This is a genomic window from Roseibium sp. SCP15 (assembly GCF_040329435.1).
Taxonomy (GTDB): domain Bacteria; phylum Pseudomonadota; class Alphaproteobacteria; order Rhizobiales; family Stappiaceae; genus Roseibium.
In genome coordinates, this window is record NZ_JBDZYI010000003.1 from 928,029 (window position 1) to 947,729 (window position 19,701).

At 55.7% G+C, this 19,701-nt stretch carries 16 protein-coding genes; 10 read left to right on the forward strand and 6 right to left on the reverse strand.

Annotated features, from left to right (window positions below):
- The first annotated feature begins 54 nt into the window (after positions 1–54).
- On the forward strand, positions 55–1,545 hold the full coding sequence (locus tag ABLO27_RS18340) for an MFS transporter (RefSeq protein WP_353034530.1): 1,491 nt from the start codon (positions 55–57) through the stop codon (positions 1,543–1,545).
- A 15-nt stretch (positions 1,546–1,560) separates the two neighbouring features.
- Here ABLO27_RS18340 and ABLO27_RS18345 read toward each other — a convergent pair whose 3' ends face one another.
- On the reverse strand, positions 1,561–1,974 hold the full coding sequence (locus tag ABLO27_RS18345) for a DoxX family protein (protein ID WP_353034532.1): 414 nt from the start codon (positions 1,972–1,974) through the stop codon (positions 1,561–1,563).
- A gap of 239 nt (positions 1,975–2,213) precedes the next feature.
- On the opposite strand from ABLO27_RS18345, the gene ABLO27_RS18350 reads away from it, so the two are divergent.
- Positions 2,214–3,134 (forward strand): M91 family zinc metallopeptidase, encoded by a 921-nt coding sequence (locus ABLO27_RS18350; protein WP_353034534.1) that lies wholly within the window; start codon positions 2,214–2,216, stop codon positions 3,132–3,134.
- Between the two features lie 70 nt (positions 3,135–3,204).
- Entirely contained in the window at positions 3,205–3,771 is a 567-nt protein-coding gene (locus ABLO27_RS18355; protein WP_353034535.1) for a hypothetical protein, read from the forward strand.
- Positions 3,772–3,959: 188 nt separating this feature from the next.
- On the opposite strand, the gene ABLO27_RS18360 is transcribed toward ABLO27_RS18355, so the two are convergent.
- The 4 genes from ABLO27_RS18360 to ABLO27_RS18375 form a co-directional block, all read right to left on the reverse strand.
- Complete coding sequence (locus ABLO27_RS18360; RefSeq protein ID WP_353034537.1) at positions 3,960–5,294, reverse strand: DUF930 domain-containing protein; 1,335 nt, start codon at positions 5,292–5,294, stop codon at positions 3,960–3,962.
- 101 nt (positions 5,295–5,395) lie between these two features.
- The gene (rpoD, locus tag ABLO27_RS18365; protein WP_353034538.1) at positions 5,396–7,375 is read right to left on the reverse strand and encodes an RNA polymerase sigma factor RpoD; all 1,980 of its coding nucleotides are present in this window, start codon (positions 7,373–7,375) and stop codon (positions 5,396–5,398) included.
- Positions 7,376–7,882: 507 nt separating this feature from the next.
- Complete coding sequence (dnaG, locus tag ABLO27_RS18370) at positions 7,883–9,814, reverse strand: DNA primase (RefSeq protein WP_353034540.1); 1,932 nt, start codon at positions 9,812–9,814, stop codon at positions 7,883–7,885.
- A 202-nt stretch (positions 9,815–10,016) separates the two neighbouring features.
- On the reverse strand, positions 10,017–10,517 hold the full coding sequence (locus ABLO27_RS18375) for a GatB/YqeY domain-containing protein (protein ID WP_353035066.1): 501 nt from the start codon (positions 10,515–10,517) through the stop codon (positions 10,017–10,019).
- Between the two features lie 247 nt (positions 10,518–10,764).
- Here ABLO27_RS18375 and carA point away from each other — a divergent pair, with 247 nt between their 5' ends.
- The 3 genes from carA to ABLO27_RS18390 all read left to right on the forward strand — a co-directional run bounded on the left by carA (position 10,765) and on the right by ABLO27_RS18390 (position 13,297).
- A complete protein-coding gene (carA, locus tag ABLO27_RS18380; RefSeq protein ID WP_353034542.1) occupies positions 10,765–11,940 on the forward strand; it encodes a glutamine-hydrolyzing carbamoyl-phosphate synthase small subunit in 1,176 nt (391 codons plus the stop codon).
- 116 nt (positions 11,941–12,056) lie between these two features.
- Complete coding sequence (locus ABLO27_RS18385; RefSeq protein ID WP_353034543.1) at positions 12,057–12,473, forward strand: hypothetical protein; 417 nt, start codon at positions 12,057–12,059, stop codon at positions 12,471–12,473.
- Positions 12,470–13,297 (forward strand): hypothetical protein, encoded by an 828-nt coding sequence (locus ABLO27_RS18390; RefSeq protein WP_353034545.1) that lies wholly within the window; start codon positions 12,470–12,472, stop codon positions 13,295–13,297. Before ABLO27_RS18385 ends, ABLO27_RS18390 begins: the two co-directional genes overlap by 4 nt.
- 105 nt (positions 13,298–13,402) lie before the next feature.
- Here ABLO27_RS18390 and ABLO27_RS18395 read toward each other — a convergent pair whose 3' ends face one another.
- The gene (locus ABLO27_RS18395) at positions 13,403–13,840 is read right to left on the reverse strand and encodes a MerR family transcriptional regulator (RefSeq protein ID WP_353034547.1); all 438 of its coding nucleotides are present in this window, start codon (positions 13,838–13,840) and stop codon (positions 13,403–13,405) included.
- A gap of 847 nt (positions 13,841–14,687) precedes the next feature.
- On the opposite strand from ABLO27_RS18395, the gene ABLO27_RS18400 reads away from it, so the two are divergent.
- The 4 genes from ABLO27_RS18400 (at position 14,688) to ABLO27_RS18415 (ending at position 19,668) form a co-directional block, all read left to right on the forward strand.
- Positions 14,688–14,966: a helix-turn-helix domain-containing protein gene (locus ABLO27_RS18400; protein ID WP_353034549.1), complete on the forward strand. Its 279-nt coding sequence runs from the start codon at positions 14,688–14,690 to the stop codon at positions 14,964–14,966.
- A gap of 173 nt (positions 14,967–15,139) precedes the next feature.
- A complete protein-coding gene (carB, locus tag ABLO27_RS18405) occupies positions 15,140–18,502 on the forward strand; it encodes a carbamoyl-phosphate synthase large subunit (RefSeq protein ID WP_353034551.1) in 3,363 nt (1,120 codons plus the stop codon).
- Positions 18,503–18,615: 113 nt separating this feature from the next.
- Positions 18,616–19,089, forward strand: a complete 474-nt coding sequence (greA, locus tag ABLO27_RS18410) for a transcription elongation factor GreA (RefSeq protein WP_353034553.1) — start codon at positions 18,616–18,618, stop codon at positions 19,087–19,089.
- A gap of 99 nt (positions 19,090–19,188) precedes the next feature.
- Positions 19,189–19,668, forward strand: a complete 480-nt coding sequence (locus ABLO27_RS18415) for a hypothetical protein (RefSeq protein ID WP_353034554.1) — start codon at positions 19,189–19,191, stop codon at positions 19,666–19,668.
- Positions 19,669–19,701: the final 33 nt, after the last annotated feature.

The window sequence follows — 19,701 nt, forward strand, 5'->3', positions numbered from 1 at the left end:
TTATTTTCCATCAATGATATAAAGAAAGAAATTTCTTTCTTTATTGAGGGTGTCATGTCCGTCAGCTCGCCAGCTCAGGTTTCAGCCAGCATATCGTCCCATTCAAGCCTTTTCGCGCCCGCCCGGCTGGCTGGAACACTCGCACTGATCCTGGGTGTCGGCTCCCATGCCATCAACGGCTTCGTGACCACGGCTGTCTTGCCGGACATCATTCGCGACCTGGGCGGTCAGGACCGAGCTTTCTGGGTGTTCAGCACATTCGAGATGATGGCCATACTGGCCGGGTGTCTGACCGGAGCCACCAAACAGCGTTTCGGAGCCCGGTTTCCTTTTCTGGTCGCAACTCTGTTGCTAGCAGCAGGTTCAGTCCTGGCCGGGCTGAGCACTTCCCTGACAGGTTTGATCGCCGGCCGCGCTCTGCAAGGCTTTGGCGAAGGCATGATCATTGCGCTTTGCTATTCTCTGATCCCCGATCTTTATCCGAGCAACATCGCCCCGCGCATCTTCGCGCTGCTTGCCGGTGTCTGGGCACTTGCAGCTGGTATCGGTCCCGTATCGGCGGGATTGTTGACGGAACTTTGGTCCTGGCGCGCAGCCTTTCTCGTCAACATACCTTTGACCTTGATGCTGTTCGGATTGATGAATTCGGCCCTGCCCGCCCGCTCAACGTCTGGAACGGCGTCTCGTCAGCTTCGGCAGACAGGTGGGGCAGGTCGGTTGGCGTTGCGCTTTGTGTTGCTTGCCGTCAGCATATTTCTGCTCACCTTGATCGGCGAGATCCATCAACCATTGCCACTGGCCGCCACCATCATGACCGGTCTCATTGCTGCCGGCTTGTTGTTGAAGCTCGATAGAGCCAGCGCGCAACACCTCTTTCCAAAACAAGCCTTTCGGGCAACTACAGTGGTCGGGCTGGGTACATGGATCGTCTTCCTGATTTCCGTGGTGACGGCAATTCGGGCGGTGTTCATCACCACAATGGGTCAGGTCCACTGGGGCCTCAGCGTCACCCAGGCAAGTTATGTCGCTGCCGGGCTGGCCTTTTCCTGGTCGTTCTTTGCCTGGATATCATCGCGCGCGCCATCCCGGCAAAGAGAATTGACCTATCTGGCGATCGGCCCATTTCTGATTGCCGCCGGCATGTTGCTGACTGCTGTCGGGATAGCGACCGCATCGCTTGTCACGTTTTCGCTTGCCGCCATTGTTGCCGGAGCAGGTCACGGCTTGAGCAATCAGATCCTCATGCGGTCCCTGATGTATTCCGCCAAGGATGGAGAGCAGGATCTCGTCTCCAGCATATTGCCAACACTCTCTTCTGCCGGGATCGCCATCGGCGGCGGATTGACAGGTCTCATCGCTGTATTGACCGGCCTTGTATCACCGGGTGACACCAGCCTGATCACGGGCGAGGCGATTGCCCGCTCGGGTGCCGCTGTCTTCTACATCAACGCAGCACTGATGATCATTCCTGCTGCCGCCATGCTGGTCCTTCGGCACCGTCTTGTGCGCTCCGAAGAGATTGGTCAAACCGACCAGGAGTTCTGAGTTCCGGCTCCCGGCTCAGGCCACACGCTCCGTCCAGGTTCGCTTTCCGAACAGAACCCTGTCGAGGCTGACCGGTCCTCCGCCCGCAGCAGCAAGAAAAAGAAAGACAAAGCAGAAAAGAATGGCGCTATCTCCACCATTCAGCATCGGAAAGAAATTTTTGGGCGCCAGAATCAGAAAGTACCCGACAGCCATGGTTCCGGAGGCCAGAAAAGCTGCAGGTCTCGTCAGAAGGCCGATGGCAACCAACGTGCCACAGATGAGCTCGATCAGGCCGGCAATTCCGTCCAGGCTCATCACCGGTACACCTGAATACTGACTATGCGGGAAATCGAAGAACTTGCTGGTCCCGGTCTGCAGAAACAAAAGCCCTGTCATGCAGCGCAACAAGCTGAGCAGATAAGGCGTCACCTTATTGTAGAAATCCATAGCCCCCTCACGGCAAATTTACAGCCCACAACGTATACACTACTTAGAATTGAACGAGATTGCACGCAATAAGTTAATTCCACATATGGTTGCAATTTAAGAAACACGAACGGCCAGGATCACCCGGGATGAAAAGCCGAGGTTTTTAGACAAACATTCAAAGTGTGACGCCACGGCATTGACCGGAACGGCGTGTCACGGGAGTATTTTCGCGTCTATCGAGGAACCCGGGATTAATCATGCGATTTCCAGCAGCCCGTCTGACAGATATGCATACCTGCCCGATGTGTATGGGTGTTCCCGCGCCGATTGCGTGGAAGTGTGCCTGGACGGTCTGGACAGGAAAAATGCCTCAGGCCCGCGTAACCGATCTGTGTGTCTGTGTCGGCCCGCCTCCTCCCATAGGCGGTGATCCCATCGTCACCGGCGCCTGGACCGTGCTGGTGGAAGGTTTGCCCGCCGCGCGAATGACGGATTTGACGCTGAAGGCCGGGGCGATTGTCAGCGGATATCCAACCGTCCTGATCGGCACAATGGGTGCAGGCGGCGGAGGTGGCGCCGGCGGTGGGGCTGGTGCCGGAGCAGGTGCTGGCGCTGGGGCCGGAGCCGGAGCGGTCGGCAAAACGAAGGTAGGCCCGGCCATCGTTGTTGAAGGAACAGAAGAATTCAGGGAAAAAACCGTCGCTGCCCTGGCGAAGATCGGTCAAACACCGTCCGGAGCCAAACTGCTTAACGACCTGCACAAATCCGGCAAGACGATCACAATCAAGGAAACCTCGGGCGGCAACAAGGTGAACGGCTTCACCTCTGACGGCAAGGTGGATGCCAGCGGAAATCCAGGTTCGGGATCAGACTCCACGGTGCATTACAATCCGAACAGAACCACGCTCGGTCCGGACGAACCCTGGAAAACGCGGCCACCGGAAATTGGCCTCGCACATGAGCTGATTCATGCAAAACACGCCGCGAACGGCGAGATTGACCTCTCAAAGGTTGAAAATGACCACAAACCTGATCCATCCGATCCGACCAAGAATGCCAAAGTCATCAAAGAAGAAGCCAAGACGGTCGGCTTTCCACCACATGACAGCGAGCCCTACAGCGAAAACAAAATTCGGGACGAATGGGATCCAAAACAGCCACAACGGCCTTATTATTGACCGACGCAAAGTTCTGCTTGGCCTGATGGTTGTCGGCCTTACCAGCAATTTCCAGAAGAAGGCGGCAGCAATGTCATCGTTCACCAATCAAAACAATGACATCACTTTGACAGCCCAGCTCCGCCAGGATGGACGGTTTATCCTTCTGGCATATCAGGTGACCAACAAGACGGACAGGCTCGTCTATCTGTTTGACGTTCTTCATGACGAGTTCAACGGGTCGGTCTATCCACTGGTCGATGCCTGCTATGCCACTGTCGAACAGGGCCAACTTGTTCTGAGCCGGCAGATCATGGAAGTTCCGGAAGATACGCTCACCGAAACCTTCAACATACCCTTCGTCACGGCAGTCAAGCCGGGTCAGACCATCGACAAGGCTGTCAGGCAGGTCCAGCCCGTCTATCCCTGGACACCTTATTCGGATCGGGATGACATTCCGCCCGCAAGCGGTGTTCTGAACATGAATGCCTATTTCAGGATCGGATATTTTCTCGAGGCCGTCGGCACAAGCAATCTTGCAAAGGCAGTCCCTACCGACAAGGGGTCTTATCCCGCGTTCGACCCATTCCCGGTCGAATCGCAAAGAACGCTCATGGTGGGACCGCTGGGGACCGTTCCGGTTTATGATCTTTCTTGAACCAAGCAGGCTCGCTTCGGCACCTGTGGCTGTTCGATCCCGGCTCTCAACAATTTCACCGGCACGTTTATCCGGCTGCCTTCAATAGCGTTGCGTGAAAACCTTGAAGCAAAGAGGGCATTACCTATCGCGTTGAAATCTTTGACTTCAGGCAGCGAAAGGTGATCCTGTCTTTTCACCTCTTGCCCCTAAAATCCTGTCAGCCCTCGTTCCAGCCACTCAGACTGTGGGACCGGGGCGCCGATTTTGAAGGCGAACTTTTCAACACGTGTCACGCCGCTGTCCACTTCACAGCGGAAAGCGACATTAAACCACCGCCCGAGACTGCGAAAAGCTGCCCGGCGCGGCTCCAGCACCCTGCCGGGTTGCGGCCTGAAGGAAGGCAGAAGCTCCGGAGGAGCAGGACTTGCAACGGTCAGCTGAGCCCGCAGTTCCGTCATGCACAGCAGGTTCAACCGTTCACCTGGTGACATACCTCGCATCGCGGTCTGTGCTCGAGAGTCATCCAGGATATCGCGTGAATAAAACTCTCTTGCAGGCAAGAGGTCCCGTCTCTGTGGCGTGGACCGCTGGGTTGCCTGATTTGAAACTGCTGCCACGCGGCGCTCCGGCTTTCTTGACGGTGTCTCTGTCGTGACGATTTGCCCGACCGTTCCGAAGTCTTCTTCCGGTTCAGTGTTTTCTGCAGGAGTTTCTTCCGAATCCACTTCTTCTGGTTGGTCCGCGGAAATCGCGTCTTCGCCAGCTTCGGCAACCAGTATCTCCGGTTTCGGACTTGGGACCGGATCACCACTCGGCCCAGGTTCCAGCCCCGGGTCATCCGCCAACTGGTCCACCTCTTCGGCCTCGGCCTCTGCTTCCTGTACTGGCTCTGGCTCTGGCTCTGGCTCTGGCTCTGGCTCTGGCTCTGGCTCTGGCTCTGGCTCTGGAACAGAATTCTCGGCAACCTCGGTCTCTTCAACAGACTCCGTCGTGTTTTCACCTTCTTGCAGGTCTTCCGCAGGCTCGTCTTCAGAGGCCGGCTCGGTTTCCTGTGGGTCTTCGGTTGCACCTGGGGCTTCGGCCTGAAGATCTTCTTCCGGCTCCGGCTCCTCTCCGTTCCGGCCTTCCTGGTCTTCTTCTCCGAATTGCTCCACCGGCTGCAGTACGGTCACTTCGCGGGCTTGCTCTTCTGCCTGGGGCAACTCCTGCGCTTCGGGTTCAGGTTCGGGCGCAGGCGGCTCTTCAGCTTGCTCGGGCTCTTCCTGATCCGGTTCTTCGAGCTCTTCTGGCTCTGGGAGTTCAGCCAGTTCGGTCTCTTCTTCCAGCTGTTCAGCTTCCGGCTCAGGCACTGGCAATGGCACGAGCTCCACCTCAATAGGTGTTTGCTGCGGCGACGGCTCATAGCCGGAAATACCGTCCATCAAAACCAGTCCGGCAAGCGCGTGCAGCACCAGTGAGGCCGCCAGACCCCAGGCAAAAAACCGCCGATCCTCCGGTTGCGCCTCTTCCATCGGCCTTTCCATGTCAGCGATTATGGCCAAAAGAATGTCCCTGGAACGAAAAAGACGATCAAAACATTTCAATAAAAAACCCGGCAACACCGCCGGGTTTTTCGTTCACTAACCTGAAGCCAGACAGCAAATCAGCTGTCCAGGAAGGACCGCAACTTGCGTGAGCGGCTCGGGTGCTTCAACTTTCTGAGCGCCTTTGCCTCGATCTGACGGATACGCTCGCGGGTCACCGAGAACTGCTGACCGACCTCTTCCAGCGTGTGGTCGGTGTTCATGCCGATGCCGAAACGCATTCTGAGGACACGCTCTTCACGCGGCGTAAGCGACGCCAGAACGCGCGTGGTAGTTTCACGCAGGTTCGACTGAATGGCCGCATCGATCGGCAGAACGGCATTCTTGTCTTCGATGAAGTCGCCCAGATGTGAATCTTCCTCATCGCCGATCGGCGTTTCAAGGGAGATCGGCTCCTTGGCGATCTTGAGAACCTTGCGGACTTTCTCAAGCGGCATCTGCAGCTTTTCGGCCAGTTCTTCCGGCGTCGGCTCGCGGCCGATTTCATGCAGCATCTGCCGCGATGTGCGAACGATCTTGTTGATCGTCTCGATCATGTGCACCGGAATACGGATCGTGCGTGCCTGGTCGGCAATCGACCGTGTGATCGCCTGCCGGATCCACCATGTCGCGTAGGTGGAGAACTTGTAGCCACGCCGGTATTCGAATTTGTCCACCGCCTTCATCAGGCCGATATTGCCCTCCTGGATGAGATCGAGGAACTGCAGACCGCGGTTGGTGTACTTCTTGGCAATGGAGATCACGAGGCGGAGGTTTGCCTCGACCATTTCCTTCTTGGCGATGCGCGCTTCGCGCTCACCTTTTTGAACCATTGCCACGATGCGGCGGAATTCGGTGATTTCGAGTCCGGTCTCGGTTGCCAGCGTCTGGATTTCCTGACGCAGCTCACGAACGGTTTCTTTTTCCTTGGCGATGAAGTTTTTCCAACCGCGGGTGGAAAGGTTCGCTACCTTGCGCAGCCAGTTCGGGTCGAGTTCAGCGCCCTGGTACTGCTTCAGGAAGTCGGAACGGTCGACATTGTAGCTGTCGGCAAGACGCAGAAGGCGGCCTTCATAGCCCATCAGACGCTTGTTGATGTCATAGAGCTGAGCAACCAGGGCGTCGATACGGTTCTGGTTGAGCGACAGGCTCTTCACGTCAACGACAATGTCTTCCTTCAGCTTCTTGTAGCGGCGCTCCTGGCTCGGAGACAGGGTCTTGTTGGCCAGCTTGTTTTCCACCAGCTGGTCTTGCAGACGGCGCAGCTTCTTGTAGTTGTCGGCAATGTTGTCGAAAGTTTCCAGAACGCCCGGCTTCAGCTCTGCTTCCATGGCAGAAAGCGAGACGTTTGCTTCGAACTCGTCATCATCGTCGCTGTCGCCGTTCTCACCGTCTTCTGAATTCTCGTCGGAAGCTTCTTCCTCTTCTTCCTCACCTGGAGCCACATCGTCATTGGCAACTGCTGGTCCGGCCTTGGCATCCGGTCCGGCATAGGTCGCTTCCAGATCGATGATGTCGCGCAGCAGGACCTGAGCTTCATTGAGTTCGTCACGCCAGATGATGATGGCCTGGAAGGTCAGCGGGCTCTCGCAAAGACCGGCAATCATTGCTTCCCGGCCAGCCTCGATACGCTTGGCGATCGCAATCTCGCCCTCACGGGAAAGAAGCTCAACCGACCCCATTTCACGCAGGTACATGCGCACAGGGTCATCCGTGCGATCTGCCGGCTCCTTGGTGGTACCAGTTTTGGCAACCGCTGTTGTCGTGGCCGCAACCAGCTCACCGCCATCAACTTCATCCGGACCGTCGTCGGCCTCATCGGAATCGATGACGTTGATACCCATGTCAGAAAGCATCGACATGGTGTCTTCAATTTTTTCGGAAGAAACCTGCTCGGAGGGCAGAACTTCGTTCAGTTCGTCATAGGTGACATAGCCGCGTTTCTTCGCGGCCTTGATCATCTTTTTGACAGCGGCATCCGACAGGTCCAGCAGCGGACCATCCGGACCGTCCGCGCTTGCTTCCTGTGTGTCGTCTGCTTGTGTCGCTTTGGCTACCATATCGTGCTCCAGTTCGTGGCCGGTCCAGCCACGCCGCGCCCTTTGTTTAGCTTCAACCCAATTCGCCCTCAGCGCGCCAGCATGAGATGCGGCGGCGTCTGAAAGAATCACTGTGGATAGGTTTGTAAGCCGTGTCCCTTAAGTCCCAATTAACCGTACACTTATCGACAGTGACAATATTCAGCATCGACGCAGCACACGGCCTTTATTATTGGCATTCAACGTGACGAATGCCGGAGAGGTATTCTAACGGGTTGCAGCGTTTATCAGACTATTTGCCGCGAGCAGGCTTTTAAGCTGCGACTCTTGAGGGCTGCAAAACTTCTATTTAGCTCGGTCAGCGCGATTCGCAAGTGTGATTCGTCATCGGTCAATTGGAAAATGCACTTTTTAATGTTCCGGACCTGAAAATCCGGGCTAAGTGCTGAAAATTCGGCACCTTCCTCCGTCAGCAACTGACATGTCAGGTCTTTGGATGCGCCCTTGCCTTGCGATAGCCTTCCGCTGCTACTGCGCTGCAGCGGCCGCCGGAGGTGCCGTCCTGATTTTCTTGGCTCGCTCCGCCAGATCGGATTCGTCGCGCGCGCATTCCTCGCGGCGCCTGTTCAGGTCCTGCGAAAGCGCCTGAATTCGTATCCAGGAATTTTCATCAAGCTGCTCATCCGCACTGGCAAGTTCAGAATTGAGTTCATCTTCAAGCGCATTCAGTTCCAGGACATCCAGGAAATGCAGATACGCGGCCTCGATAAAGTCTTCCGGCGGATTGGATTTCAGAAGCGGGAAGCGATGGTTCAGCGCTGAAAATTCCGCTTTCTTCTGCTCCTGCATGCCAATTGTTTCCAACATCATTTCATACATGATGTCACGCAGCGGTTCATCGAAAGCACCGGTCAGATCAGCAATCGGCGTCGCCTCCAGATCATCCACGATCCGGCACAGGATATCCCTCAATTGCAGATGCAGCTGGTTGACGAAAGGCAGTCCGGAAAACCGTTCAAAATTCCGGTCGAGCAGATGCGGGTATCGCATGCACAGACCGAGAACCAGACGTTCCGTGCCGAAGTCATCGCTTGCCGCCACTCGTTCGCGCGCCTTGCCGAGCCCATCAGAACTTGGAGCGCCTTTCTTGCCGTCCCGCCTGCCCTGCCGCGCCTGCTCGAAGAACAGGTTGGAAAGTTTGAATTTCAGGTCGAGCTGATAGCGCCGACGGACACGTTCGTCCCGTATCGTGCCGATCAGATCGTCAAAGCGTTTTTCAAGCGCCGCCTTGCGTTCCGGCGTATCGAGGCGGGAAACGGAAATTTCCCGTTCCCACACCGCATCGAACAGTGCCTGCGCCCTGGCGACTTCACCATGAAATCCTTCCAGTCCACGCTGCTTGACCAGATCATCCGGGTCCATCCCGTCGGGAAGAAAGCAAAACTGGAAGGAATAACCGCTTTTCAGTACCGGAAAGATCCTGTCGATCGCCCGGTGAGCTGCGGACACACCAGCCGCGTCGCCATCGAAACAGATCACCGGCTCCGGCGCGAACTTCCAGAGACGAACCACCTGGTCCTCGGTAAAAGCCGTTCCGAGAGAGGCGACCACATGGTGAATACCGGCCTGCCAGAGCGCAATCGCATCCAGATAGCCTTCAACAACGACAGCCTCGCCGCTCTTGAAAGCCGGTTCGCGCGCCCGATGGGCGTTAAAGAGCATGACACCCTTGTGAAACAGCGGGGTTTCCGGCGAATTGAGATATTTCGGCTGACCGTCCGGCAGCAGCGTTCTCCCACCGAAAGCAACCACCCGGCCCCGGTCGTCCTGGATCGGGATCATCAGCCGGCCGCGAAACCTGTCATAGCCCGGACGGCCGTCATCAGGCCGGATAACGAGACCGGCTTCGACCATCGCAGGCTCGGGGATATCCCTTGCGGCCAGGAAATTCTTCAGTGCATCCCGGCTATCCGGCGCAAATCCGAAACGGAATTCGGAGAGTGTTTCAGGAGAAAGGCCGCGTTTCAAAGCATACGTGCGTGCCCCCTCTCCTCGCGGACCGGCAAATTCGGATTGAAAGAACTGTGCTGCCATCTCGCAGATATCTGCAAGACCCGCGCGTTTTTTCTCCCGTCGTGCAGCCTGAGGGTCAGGCGCAGGCAGCGCAACGCCCGCCTGCTCAGCCAACCGTTCCACGGATTCCGGAAAACTCAGTCCTTCCGTTTCGCACAGGAAGGTAAAGTGGTCTCCAGAGGCGCCGCAGCCGAAACACTTGTAACGGTTGCGCCGGTCATCGACGTGAAAACTCGGGCTCTTTTCCTGGTGAAACGGGCAGCAAGCCCAGTAGTCACCCTTGCCCGGTTGCGTTTTGCGCCTGTCCCAGGTGACACGGCGTCCTACGACTTCCGATAGTGTCAGCCTGGCACGAATTTCATCGAGAAGGCGCGGTTCAAAACGCATTGAGTACGGACTGTCCCATTGTGAGAGCGAGTAAAGCCTGACGGACACGGGTCAGCCCGATCAGGAAGAACTGACAAAATAGAAGGTCTGCGCACGGCGCGCCAGTACCTAGTCCGGTTCCGAATGCCACGTGGAAGACCTGTTGATAGTTTCAGCAAATTTTGGCTGATCTGCTCGTTTTTGGACGCAGAGAAGAAAACCGTCAGCTTTGCGGAGCGTCTTCGGCTCCGTTCTTCGATTGGCCGTTGCCATCGGTACGCAACATGTCCTTGACGAAACACGATGCCTGAACAAAGTCCATTTGCCCGGAATATCTGCTTTTGAGCTCGCTCATACACCGGCCAATGTCCCGCAATCCTTGCGCATCGATGTCCTTCACGGTTGCTTCGCAAAGCGCGCGGGTTTCTTCATCGCTGAGCTGAACCGGCAGGAACTCGCGAATGATTTCCTGTTCAGCGCGCTCCTGCTCCGCCAGATCCAACTGGCCGCCGGTTTCAAATTCTTCAGCGGATGTCTCGCGCTGACGGATCATTTTTTGAAGTATATCAATGACTTCATTCTCATCTACGCCATCTTTGCCGTGTTCACGGGCAGCGGTCTCGCGATCCTTCACCGCGGTTTGGACCAGGCGCAGCGTTGCGCATCTGCGTTTGTCGCCCGCATCCTGCGCCAATTTCAATGCAGTGTTGATTCTTTCGCGCATGTCATCGCGCATGGTTTACCCCACCCCTGCCGTGCTGAGCCCGCGACGCGTTGGCGCCCTTTCCACCTTGCTCAGTCAAGCTATTGAAATTTATAGATCTTTTTTCAAAAGGATCAATGTTGACGATCCTAGCCGCTTCCCATAGAGTCCCGCGCTTAATGCAGACGGCCAACTGCAGGCGTTTCTGCCTGCCTCGGACGCCTTTCCTGCAGCGCATGATGTCACCAACAAACTCTGGAAACAAGACATGACGACTGCAGACGCATGGTCTGAGACCCCGGCGACCGCCCTTCTTGTGCTCTCCGACGGCAGTGTTATCGAGGGATACGGCCTTGGCGCCACGGGACAAGCCGTTGGTGAAATTTGCTTTAACACGGCAATGACCGGGTATCAGGAAATCCTGACGGACCCATCCTATTCAGGTCAGATCATCACATTCACATTTCCACATATTGGCAATGTCGGCACCAATGACGAGGACATTGAGACCGTCAACATGGCCGCCGAAAGCGGAATTCGTGGCGTGGTTCTGGCAGCGGAAATCACCGACCCTTCCAACTACCGGGCCGCAAAGCACCTTGACGCGTGGCTGAAGAGCCGCAATCTGATCGGCATCAGCGGCGTGGATACGCGCGCCCTGACAGCCCTGATCCGCGAAAAAGGTGTGCCCAATGGCGTGATCGCGCATGCTCTGGACGGAAACTTCGATCTGGATGCCCTGAAAACTGCTGCAGCCAACTGGCCGGGACTGGTTGGAATGGACCTTGCCAAAGACGCCTCGACCACGCAATCCCATCCCTGGTCCCAGACCACGTGGAAATGGGACGAGGGCTTCGGCGAAGCAAACGACAGCAAATACAAGGTCATTGCCATCGACTTCGGCATCAAGCGTAACATCCTGCGCCTGCTTGCCGACGCTGGCTGCGATGTGACCGTTCTGCCGGCCACGGCAACTTCCGAAGAGGTCCTCGCCCACAAGCCGGACGGTGTCTTCCTCTCCAACGGTCCCGGCGATCCGGCGGCAACCGGCACCTATTCCGTCGAGATGATCCAGAAAGTCGTCGACAATGGCGTCCCGACCTTTGGCATCTGCCTGGGTCACCAGATGCTGGCATTGGCACTTGGCGGAAAGACCGTGAAGATGCACCAGGGTCACCACGGTGCCAATCACCCGGTTTTCGATCACACAACCGGAAAGGTCGAAATCACCTCTATGAACCACGGGTTCGCCGTAGACGCCGACAGCCTGCCGGAAAATGTCGAGCAGACCCATGTGTCTCTCTTCGACGGTTCCAACTGCGGCCTGGCGATGAAGGACAAACCTGTCTTTTCCGTTCAATACCACCCGGAAGCGTCCCCTGGTCCGCGTGACAGCAACTACCTGTTCAAGCGGTTCACGGATCTGATGGAAGCTGCCGGCTAACCGAACCACCTTGCCGGAAGCTGCAACACCCTTGTGAGCTCTGTTTCCGGTCCAGATGTTTTCGATGAAAATGATACAAACCGTCTGGCGTAAGGGCTGCCAGGCGGTTTTTTCATGTGCGCATCCTAAAAACCCTGAATATTCCAGTCCCCACGAGAAGCCATTCCCTCGCGCTTTCCTTCATTCCGACAGATGAGCATTACCGGCAGCTCCTCAAAAGCACCGCCGGGCATTTTTTCCCAGGCGCTTCATTTTCGGCCGCGGAAAGATCAGACGCCAGAAACTCTGATCGAACCTGGCTATTTTCCAAGAACGCTGACCTGCATCTGCCGGCACTCTGCCGTTCGAATTCCAAAAAACACTTGCATCATATTGAACGTTCGTTCGTTCAACTTATATTTCCAGTTCAAACCTTGGATTGCGCCCTTCCGACGCGCCCGTTTTTGGGCGGTCAAACTGCAGGATTTTCAATTGAATACGGAGAGCTTGAGCAATCCTATTTGGCTTTTTCAAATGCCCGGGACGTCACATGACTTTTTCAAAAAATGCCTTCGCCACAAACGCACTCGCTTGGATCATCATTGTAATTGCGACTGTTTCCTCAAAGGCGCAGAACTCTCGTGCTTATGACCTTCTTGTTTCGAACAAGAAAATTGGAGAGATCGTTCTGACCACGCAGCCCCTATCCGACGGAGGCTACAAAATCGCTCAGGAGCTGCTCATCGACACTGAGGGTTTCTGGGGAAACATCAAGGTTGAAAGCCTGACGGAAGAGACCCACGCGAAATCGGGACTACTGGAAAAAGCGAGCAGCAAGACCCGTGAGAACAGCAAGGTGTACTGGAGCAAAATCTCTCTTTCCGGAGGCGAGTATCTGGCCTTTCGGGCGCAGATGAAAAACGAGGACGAAAAGGACATGGATGACGTCTTCGCTCTTGCCAAAGGCGTTGTCTCCTACCTCGTTCCGGGGGCCGGAGATGTCATGGCCGTAGGCAGTGTCATCCTGGCAGACGACAAGAACGCCCCCCGCAACGATCGCTTCACCAAGGACAGTTTTGATACCAGCCTCATGGGCCTCCCCCTGATGTGGCAAAGGAACGAATTTCGCCTGCCAGCCACTCTTCGGGTGTTCGACATCCAGGAGATGGCTGTGTTTGGAGGAAAAGTGAGCTTCAAAGGCGTGGACACAGTGACACTCGGCAAAGAGAAGGTTTCAGCGCACCGTTACACTCTTGAAGCACAAGGTGGTCAACCCGTGGATGTCTGGCTGCGCATTGTCGGCAGCGGCCTACCCCACTTTGTTCAATTGACCGGAAAAGAAGGCGGCACACCCTTCAAGATCGTGCTGCGCCCCTGATGGCAGATCGGTTGCCCGAGCCGCGACAACTTTCAAATCAGCACAGGTGAAAACAAAAAACCCCGGTGCAATTGCACCGGGGGTTTTTTCAGAACCGAAAGCTGATTAAGCAAGCAGTTCGTCAAAGCTGCTGAGGATCAGATCAACTTCCGCAATCTGTTCATCAAGCATCTGTTTCTGTTCTACAAGAATTTCCTGCTGACCTTTGCAGATCTCCTGGAGCTCCTTGAACTGATCAGTCCGGTTGGTGTTGCTTTCCACCAGTTTGATGACGCGGCGGATCTCCGCCAGGGTCAGACCGATTTTCTTTGCCTGCAGAATGACACGCATCCGGGAAATGTCCCGGGCACCGTAAAAGCGACGCGCGCCCTTGCGAACGGGATTTAGAAGACCTTTTTCTTCGTAAAACCGCAGTGTCCGCAGGGTGACATCGAATTGCTCGGACATTTCCGAAATTGGCAATGCGCGGTCGTCCAGCACCACTTCCTGTCCCGGACCTGCAATGTCCGGAATCACAACCATGTTGGTAGCTACGTTGTTCATAGTTTAAAGCCCGATCTTGTCTTTTTGTTCCGAGTCCAGCCAGGCAACGCAACGCTCCTGATTTCCTGCCCCACTACAGGTCCTCAGGTCCCACTAGCATCGCAATTGCACCTCCATTTGGCGCAAAGCCATTCGCTCATAGCCTTGGAAGCCCCCAACGCCAAACTTAATTGAGACTAAGCGGGTAGACTATTACACTGGATCGACAGTTAAAATCTACGATAAAATTGGATTTATTGCCTATTTTCCGCAGAAGCATCAGTCCACGGAAAACTAAAACTAATTTTTTGGCAGGTTGAGTACACAACTAGGAATAATAAGACAGATTGTCGCGTTCCAAAGTGGGTATAAATATTAATTATCGATAATAAGAACCTAATAAATATTCTTTCCCAGCCTCAGGATATCCCCAATGATTTTCACTGACCTTGCGGCAGGCACATTTCGGAAAACGCTTAAATTTCCAAAACTTAACCCTGACATTTATTACAGGGTCTCAGAAATGTCTAGATAGCACCTAAGCGAGGCCCGGTTCCGAACATCACCAAAGGGAACCCCCTGACGGTGCCTCACTCGGCCCACATACACCTTTAGCGAGCATCTTGGAAGTCTGAAATTTTTCAGACCTTTCACATCGGAAATGCGGTCTTCGAACAACTTACGAACAATGAGAATCGATTCAAAGCGAAGTATTACGTCCTTGCAGCTCGGCTTCCGGCACAAAAAGTAGCACATTGTGCACTTCCTGATTGACAAGTTACCATTGAGGTTATTTCTGTCAGGAAGTTGGCACGTGCACGGCCAACCGTGGCAGAACCGAACCAAGGTACTCCGGAATAAAAGAAATATGGCCGAATCAAAATCAAAAATCCCTGGTCCCGGCATGACACCGCAACAGTTCCGTGTTTGGCGGCGAACGCTTGGATTGAAGCAAAAGGATGCGGCTGAGCGGCTGGGTCTGAAGAAACGCATGATCCAGTATTACGAAAAAGGCAATCGCGACGGACGGCCGGTTGAAATACCCAAATCCATTCGTTTGGCCTGTTATGCACTGTCCGAAGGGATTGGTGATTTTGACGGTCAAACCACGACACCATTGCCTGCCGAAGCCGCAGACTCCGAATAAACTCATCATTCCGGGTCGGAAAACGTCGTCTTGTCGCTCTCCCGGGGTTTCCTAGCGCTGCGCTTTTCCCTATAAGACGCGCTCAGCCAACATTGTCATTCACACTTAGATCGAGCCGGACCGAATAGCGAACGCCGCTAATACGGATTGGCCGCTGCGAGCTGCGAACCGAGATGCCCAAACGCACAGATATCTCTTCCATCCTGATCATTGGTGCCGGCCCGATCGTTATCGGTCAGGCCTGCGAGTTCGACTATTCAGGCACTCAGGCCTGCAAGGCGCTGCGCGAAGAGGGATACCGCATCATCCTGGTGAACTCGAACCCGGCGACGATCATGACCGACCCGGATCTCGCGGACGCCACCTATATCGAGCCGATAACGCCTGAGCTCGTTGCCAAAATCATCGAAAAAGAACGTCCGGACGCATTGCTCCCGACGATGGGCGGCCAGACGGCGCTGAACTGTGCTCTGGATCTGGAACAGATGGGCGTCCTTGAAAAATACGGCGTTGAAATGATCGGTGCGCGCGGCGATGTCATCGAAAAGGCCGAAGACCGCGAAAAATTCCGCGCTGCCATGGACGCGATCGGTCTTGAAAATCCACGCGCTGCCATTGCCTCCTCGCCCGCCATACGCGACGAAGACGGCAAGATCACCGGATATGACCGAAATGCCGGTTTTCTGGAAGCAATGCGCGCACTCGACGAAATCGGACTGCCGGCAATCATCCGTCCGGCCTTTACGCTTGGCGGAACAGGCGGCGGTGTTGCCTATAACCGCGAAGAGTTCGAGACGATCGTCCGCTCCGGCATCGACGCATCTCCTGTCGGTCAGGTCCTGATCGACGAAAGCCTGCTCGGCTGGAAGGAATATGAGATGGAAGTCGTTCGCGACAAGGCGGACAACTGCATCATCATCTGCTCCATCGAGAACGTTGATCCGATGGGCGTCCATACAGGCGATTCCATCACTGTTGCCCCGGCTCTCACGCTGACTGACAAAGAATATCAGATCATGCGTGACGCCTCGATTGCAGTCCTGCGGGAAATCGGTGTCGAAACAGGTGGGTCCAACGTTCAGTTCGCAGTCAATCCGGACAATGGACGCCTGGTCGTCATCGAGATGAACCCACGCGTATCACGCTCTTCCGCCCTTGCTTCAAAAGCGACTGGCTTCCCGATCGCCAAGATCGCGGCAAAGCTGGCGGTTGGCTACACGCTTGATGAGCTTGAAAACGACATTACCGGTGGCGCGACACCCGCTTCCTTCGAGCCGACAATCGATTACGTGGTCACCAAGATCCCGCGTTTTGCCTTTGAGAAATTCCCGGGTTCGGAATCAAATCTGACCACCGCGATGAAGTCGGTCGGTGAAGTGATGGCCATTGGCCGGACCTTCAATGAAAGCCTGCAAAAAGCGCTGCGTGGCCTGGAAACCGGGTTGAACGGCCTTGATGAAACCGACATTCCAGGCCTGAATCAGGGTGACGACAAGAACGCCTTGCGGGCGGCCGTGTCGACAGCAACGCCGAGCCGCCTGCTCAACGTTGCCCAGGCAATGCGCCTCGGCATGACAATCGATGAAATCTACAATGCCAGCGGTATCAACACCTGGTTCCTGGAACAGATCGCCGACATCCTGGCGATGGAGGCAAAGGTCCGCAACATCGGCCTGCCGACAGACGCAGCCAACCTGCGCAAACTGAAGTCCATGGGCTTTTCCGACGCACGCCTCGCAAGCCTTGCCGGCGTTGAAGCCGATGACGTCGTCAAGCTGCGCAACGACCTGGACGTCCATCCGGTTTACAAGCGCATCGACACTTGCGCTGCCGAATTCGCATCGCCGACCGCTTACATGTACTCGACCTACGAGGCGCCGTTCATGGGTGCTCCGGCCTGTGAAGCCGATCCATCCGACAAGAAAAAAGTCATCATCCTTGGTGGCGGTCCGAACAGGATCGGTCAGGGTATCGAGTTTGACTATTGCTGCTGCCACGCAGCTTTCGCGTTGGATGACGCAGGCTACGAGACCATCATGGTCAACTGTAACCCTGAAACGGTTTCGACGGACTACGACACCTCAGACAGGCTTTACTTCGAACCGTTGACTGCCGAAGACGTGCTGGAGATCATCCGCAAGGAAAGGGAGAACGGCACGCTGCACGGCGTTATCGTTCAGTTCGGTGGTCAAACACCGCTGAAGCTTGCTCAGTCGCTGGTAAAAGCCGATGTTCCGATCCTCGGCACGGCCCCGGACATGATCGACCTTGCTGAAGATCGCGACCGCTTCCAGAAACTGCTGATCAAACTGGGTCTGAAGCAGCCGGAAAACGGCATTGCCTACTCCGTTGAGCAGGGGCGTCTGATTGCCGGCCAGCTCGGCCTGCCACTGGTGGTTCGCCCATCCTACGTTCTGGGTGGCCGTGCGATGCAGATCATCCGTGATGAAGAAGCCCTGAACTCCTATCTTCTTGGAACCCTGCCGGAATTGGTTCCTGCTGAAGTCCGGGCCAAATATCCGAACGACAAGACCGGTCAGATCAACACGGTTCTCGGCACCAATCCCCTGCTCTTCGACCGTTACCTCGAAGGGGCGATCGAGGTGGATGTCGACGCACTTTGTGATGGCAAGGATGTCTTTGTCTGCGGCATCATGGAGCACATCGAGGAAGCCGGCATTCACTCCGGCGACAGCGCCTGCTCATTGCCGCCATTCTCGCTGCAGGAAGATCTGCTGGAGGAGTTGAAACGCCAGACGACCGCTCTTGCGCTTGCTCTGGAAGTCGGCGGTCTGATGAACGTCCAATACGCAATCAAGGACGGCGAAATCTACGTTCTTGAAGTGAACCCGCGCGCATCGCGGACAGTGCCGTTCGTGGCCAAGACAATCGGCGCTCCGGTCGCCAAGATCGCCAGCCGGGTCATGGCCGGAGAAAGCCTTGCCTCTTTCGGCCTGACCGAGAAAAAATTCGACCATATCGCGGTCAAGGAAGCTGTGTTCCCGTTTGCACGTTTCCCGGGCGTCGACACCATCCTTGGTCCGGAAATGCGTTCCACGGGTGAGGTTATGGGTCTCGACACGAGATTTGGTACCGCTTTCGCCAAGTCCCAGATCGGCTGCGGCACCGGTGTTCCAGAAAGTGGAACGGTGTTTGTCTCCATGCGCGACCAGGACAAGGAAGGCGTGATTGACGCCGTTCGCAAACTGGAGGAAGCAGGCTTCAAGGTCATCGCAACGGCCGGTACCCAGAAGTTCCTTGAAGAAAACGGCATCGCCGCCAAGAAAGTGAACAAGGTGCTTGAAGGCCGCCCGCATATCGTTGATGCTGTGAAGAACGGTGAAGTTCAGCTCGTCTTCAACACAACCGAGGGTGCGCAGGCCATCGCCGACAGCCGGTCCATGCGCCGGGCAGCGCTTCTGAACAAGGTGCCATATTACACCACCCTCGCCGGTTCCGTTGCAGCCGCAAAAGGTATCGCCGCCCATAAAGCGGGGAGCCTTGAAGTAAGACCTTTACAATCCTACTTCGGCTGAGGCTATTATACACGTCGACCGGCCGGGAAAGAGAGCCTTTCCCGGCTTGGTTTGTTTTTGTAAAAGCGCGGTCCTCAAGAAGGGGGACCCAATAAGCTGAAGGTCTGAGACCCATGGAAAAAGTTCCGATGACCTCTGCCGGTTACAAAATGCTTCAGGTCGAACTGAAGGAACGTACCACGGTTGAGCGTCCGCGCATCGTTGATGCCATTGCTGAAGCACGCGCGCATGGCGATTTGTCGGAGAACGCCGAATACCACGCTGCCAAAGAGGCCCAGAGCCTGAACGAAGGCCGCATCTCGGAACTGGAAGACAAGCTTTCGCGCGCCGAAGTGATCGACGTCACCAAATTGTCCGGTGAAATTGTCAAGTTCGGTGCAACCGTGTCCCTTATCGATGAGGACACGGAAGAGGAAAAGCAATACATGATCGTCGGCGATGTCGAGTCCGACGTGAAGCAGAACAAGGTTTCGATCTCGTCACCGATCGCACGGGCGCTCATCGGCAAGTCCGTCGGCGACAGTGTGGAAGTGACTGCGCCGGGCGGCGCACGGTCCTACGAGATCGTCGAAGTTCAGTTCGTCTGACCTCCCAAGCCTCCAAACCGCTCTAAAGACACGCTTTTTCCTTTGACGCCTGCCGGTCTAACGTTAAGGTAGCAACCGGCAAGTGTCGGAGGGCAAGCGATGGTCTTTCATGCAATTGGAATGTGGCTGCTGGCGGCGTCGATCCCGCTTTGGATCTATCGTTGGATCGTCTATTCCAAACTGGATGAGCGCGAGCGTCTGATCTTCAGTCGCATCATCAAGCAACGCCACGAAAACGCGTTTGCCTTTGCCCTTCGCATGTTCGGCTACCTGGTGGCGCTGGCTGCCGCCGTGATCGTTCTCGTGATGGGCCTGCGCTACTTCAAACACGGTACCGCGCAGATCGGCGCTTACCGCGAGACCATACGCGGACGCCTCTATTCCGGCTACGAGCCCGTCGACCAGATGCTCGATACCTTCCACTATGATCAGCTGCTTCCGATCGCCATCCTTACAACTTGTGCCTTGCTTAGCGTCGCATTCACACTGGTTGCGACAGCGCTCAGGGACATCTCGACGGTCAGAAGGTTGAGCAGGAAGGTTGAGGGCATGAAGGAGCGCCAGTCGGCAGAAAAGTGAGTCCGGTTTCCGCCGGCAATGTTTCTTCTGACC

Excerpts from the sequence above, each read along its gene's own strand:
- ABLO27_RS18340 (WP_353034530.1), top strand. The coding sequence starts at position 55 with ATGTCCGTCAGCTCGCCAGCTCAGGTTTCAGCCAGCATATCGTCCCAT.
- ABLO27_RS18345 (WP_353034532.1), bottom strand. The coding sequence starts at position 1,974 with ATGGATTTCTACAATAAGGTGACGCCTTATCTGCTCAGCTTGTTGCGC.
- ABLO27_RS18350 (WP_353034534.1), top strand. The coding sequence starts at position 2,214 with ATGCGATTTCCAGCAGCCCGTCTGACAGATATGCATACCTGCCCGATG.
- ABLO27_RS18355 (WP_353034535.1), top strand. The coding sequence starts at position 3,205 with ATGTCATCGTTCACCAATCAAAACAATGACATCACTTTGACAGCCCAG.
- rpoD (WP_353034538.1), bottom strand. The coding sequence starts at position 7,375 with ATGGTAGCCAAAGCGACACAAGCAGACGACACACAGGAAGCAAGCGCG.
- dnaG (WP_353034540.1), bottom strand. The coding sequence starts at position 9,814 with ATGCGTTTTGAACCGCGCCTTCTCGATGAAATTCGTGCCAGGCTGACA.
- ABLO27_RS18375 (WP_353035066.1), bottom strand. The coding sequence starts at position 10,517 with ATGCGCGAAAGAATCAACACTGCATTGAAATTGGCGCAGGATGCGGGC.
- carA (WP_353034542.1), top strand. The coding sequence starts at position 10,765 with ATGACGACTGCAGACGCATGGTCTGAGACCCCGGCGACCGCCCTTCTT.
- ABLO27_RS18390 (WP_353034545.1), top strand. The coding sequence starts at position 12,470 with ATGACTTTTTCAAAAAATGCCTTCGCCACAAACGCACTCGCTTGGATC.
- ABLO27_RS18395 (WP_353034547.1), bottom strand. The coding sequence starts at position 13,840 with ATGAACAACGTAGCTACCAACATGGTTGTGATTCCGGACATTGCAGGT.
- ABLO27_RS18400 (WP_353034549.1), top strand. The coding sequence starts at position 14,688 with ATGGCCGAATCAAAATCAAAAATCCCTGGTCCCGGCATGACACCGCAA.
- carB (WP_353034551.1), top strand. The coding sequence starts at position 15,140 with ATGCCCAAACGCACAGATATCTCTTCCATCCTGATCATTGGTGCCGGC.
- greA (WP_353034553.1), top strand. The coding sequence starts at position 18,616 with ATGGAAAAAGTTCCGATGACCTCTGCCGGTTACAAAATGCTTCAGGTC.
- ABLO27_RS18415 (WP_353034554.1), top strand. The coding sequence starts at position 19,189 with ATGGTCTTTCATGCAATTGGAATGTGGCTGCTGGCGGCGTCGATCCCG.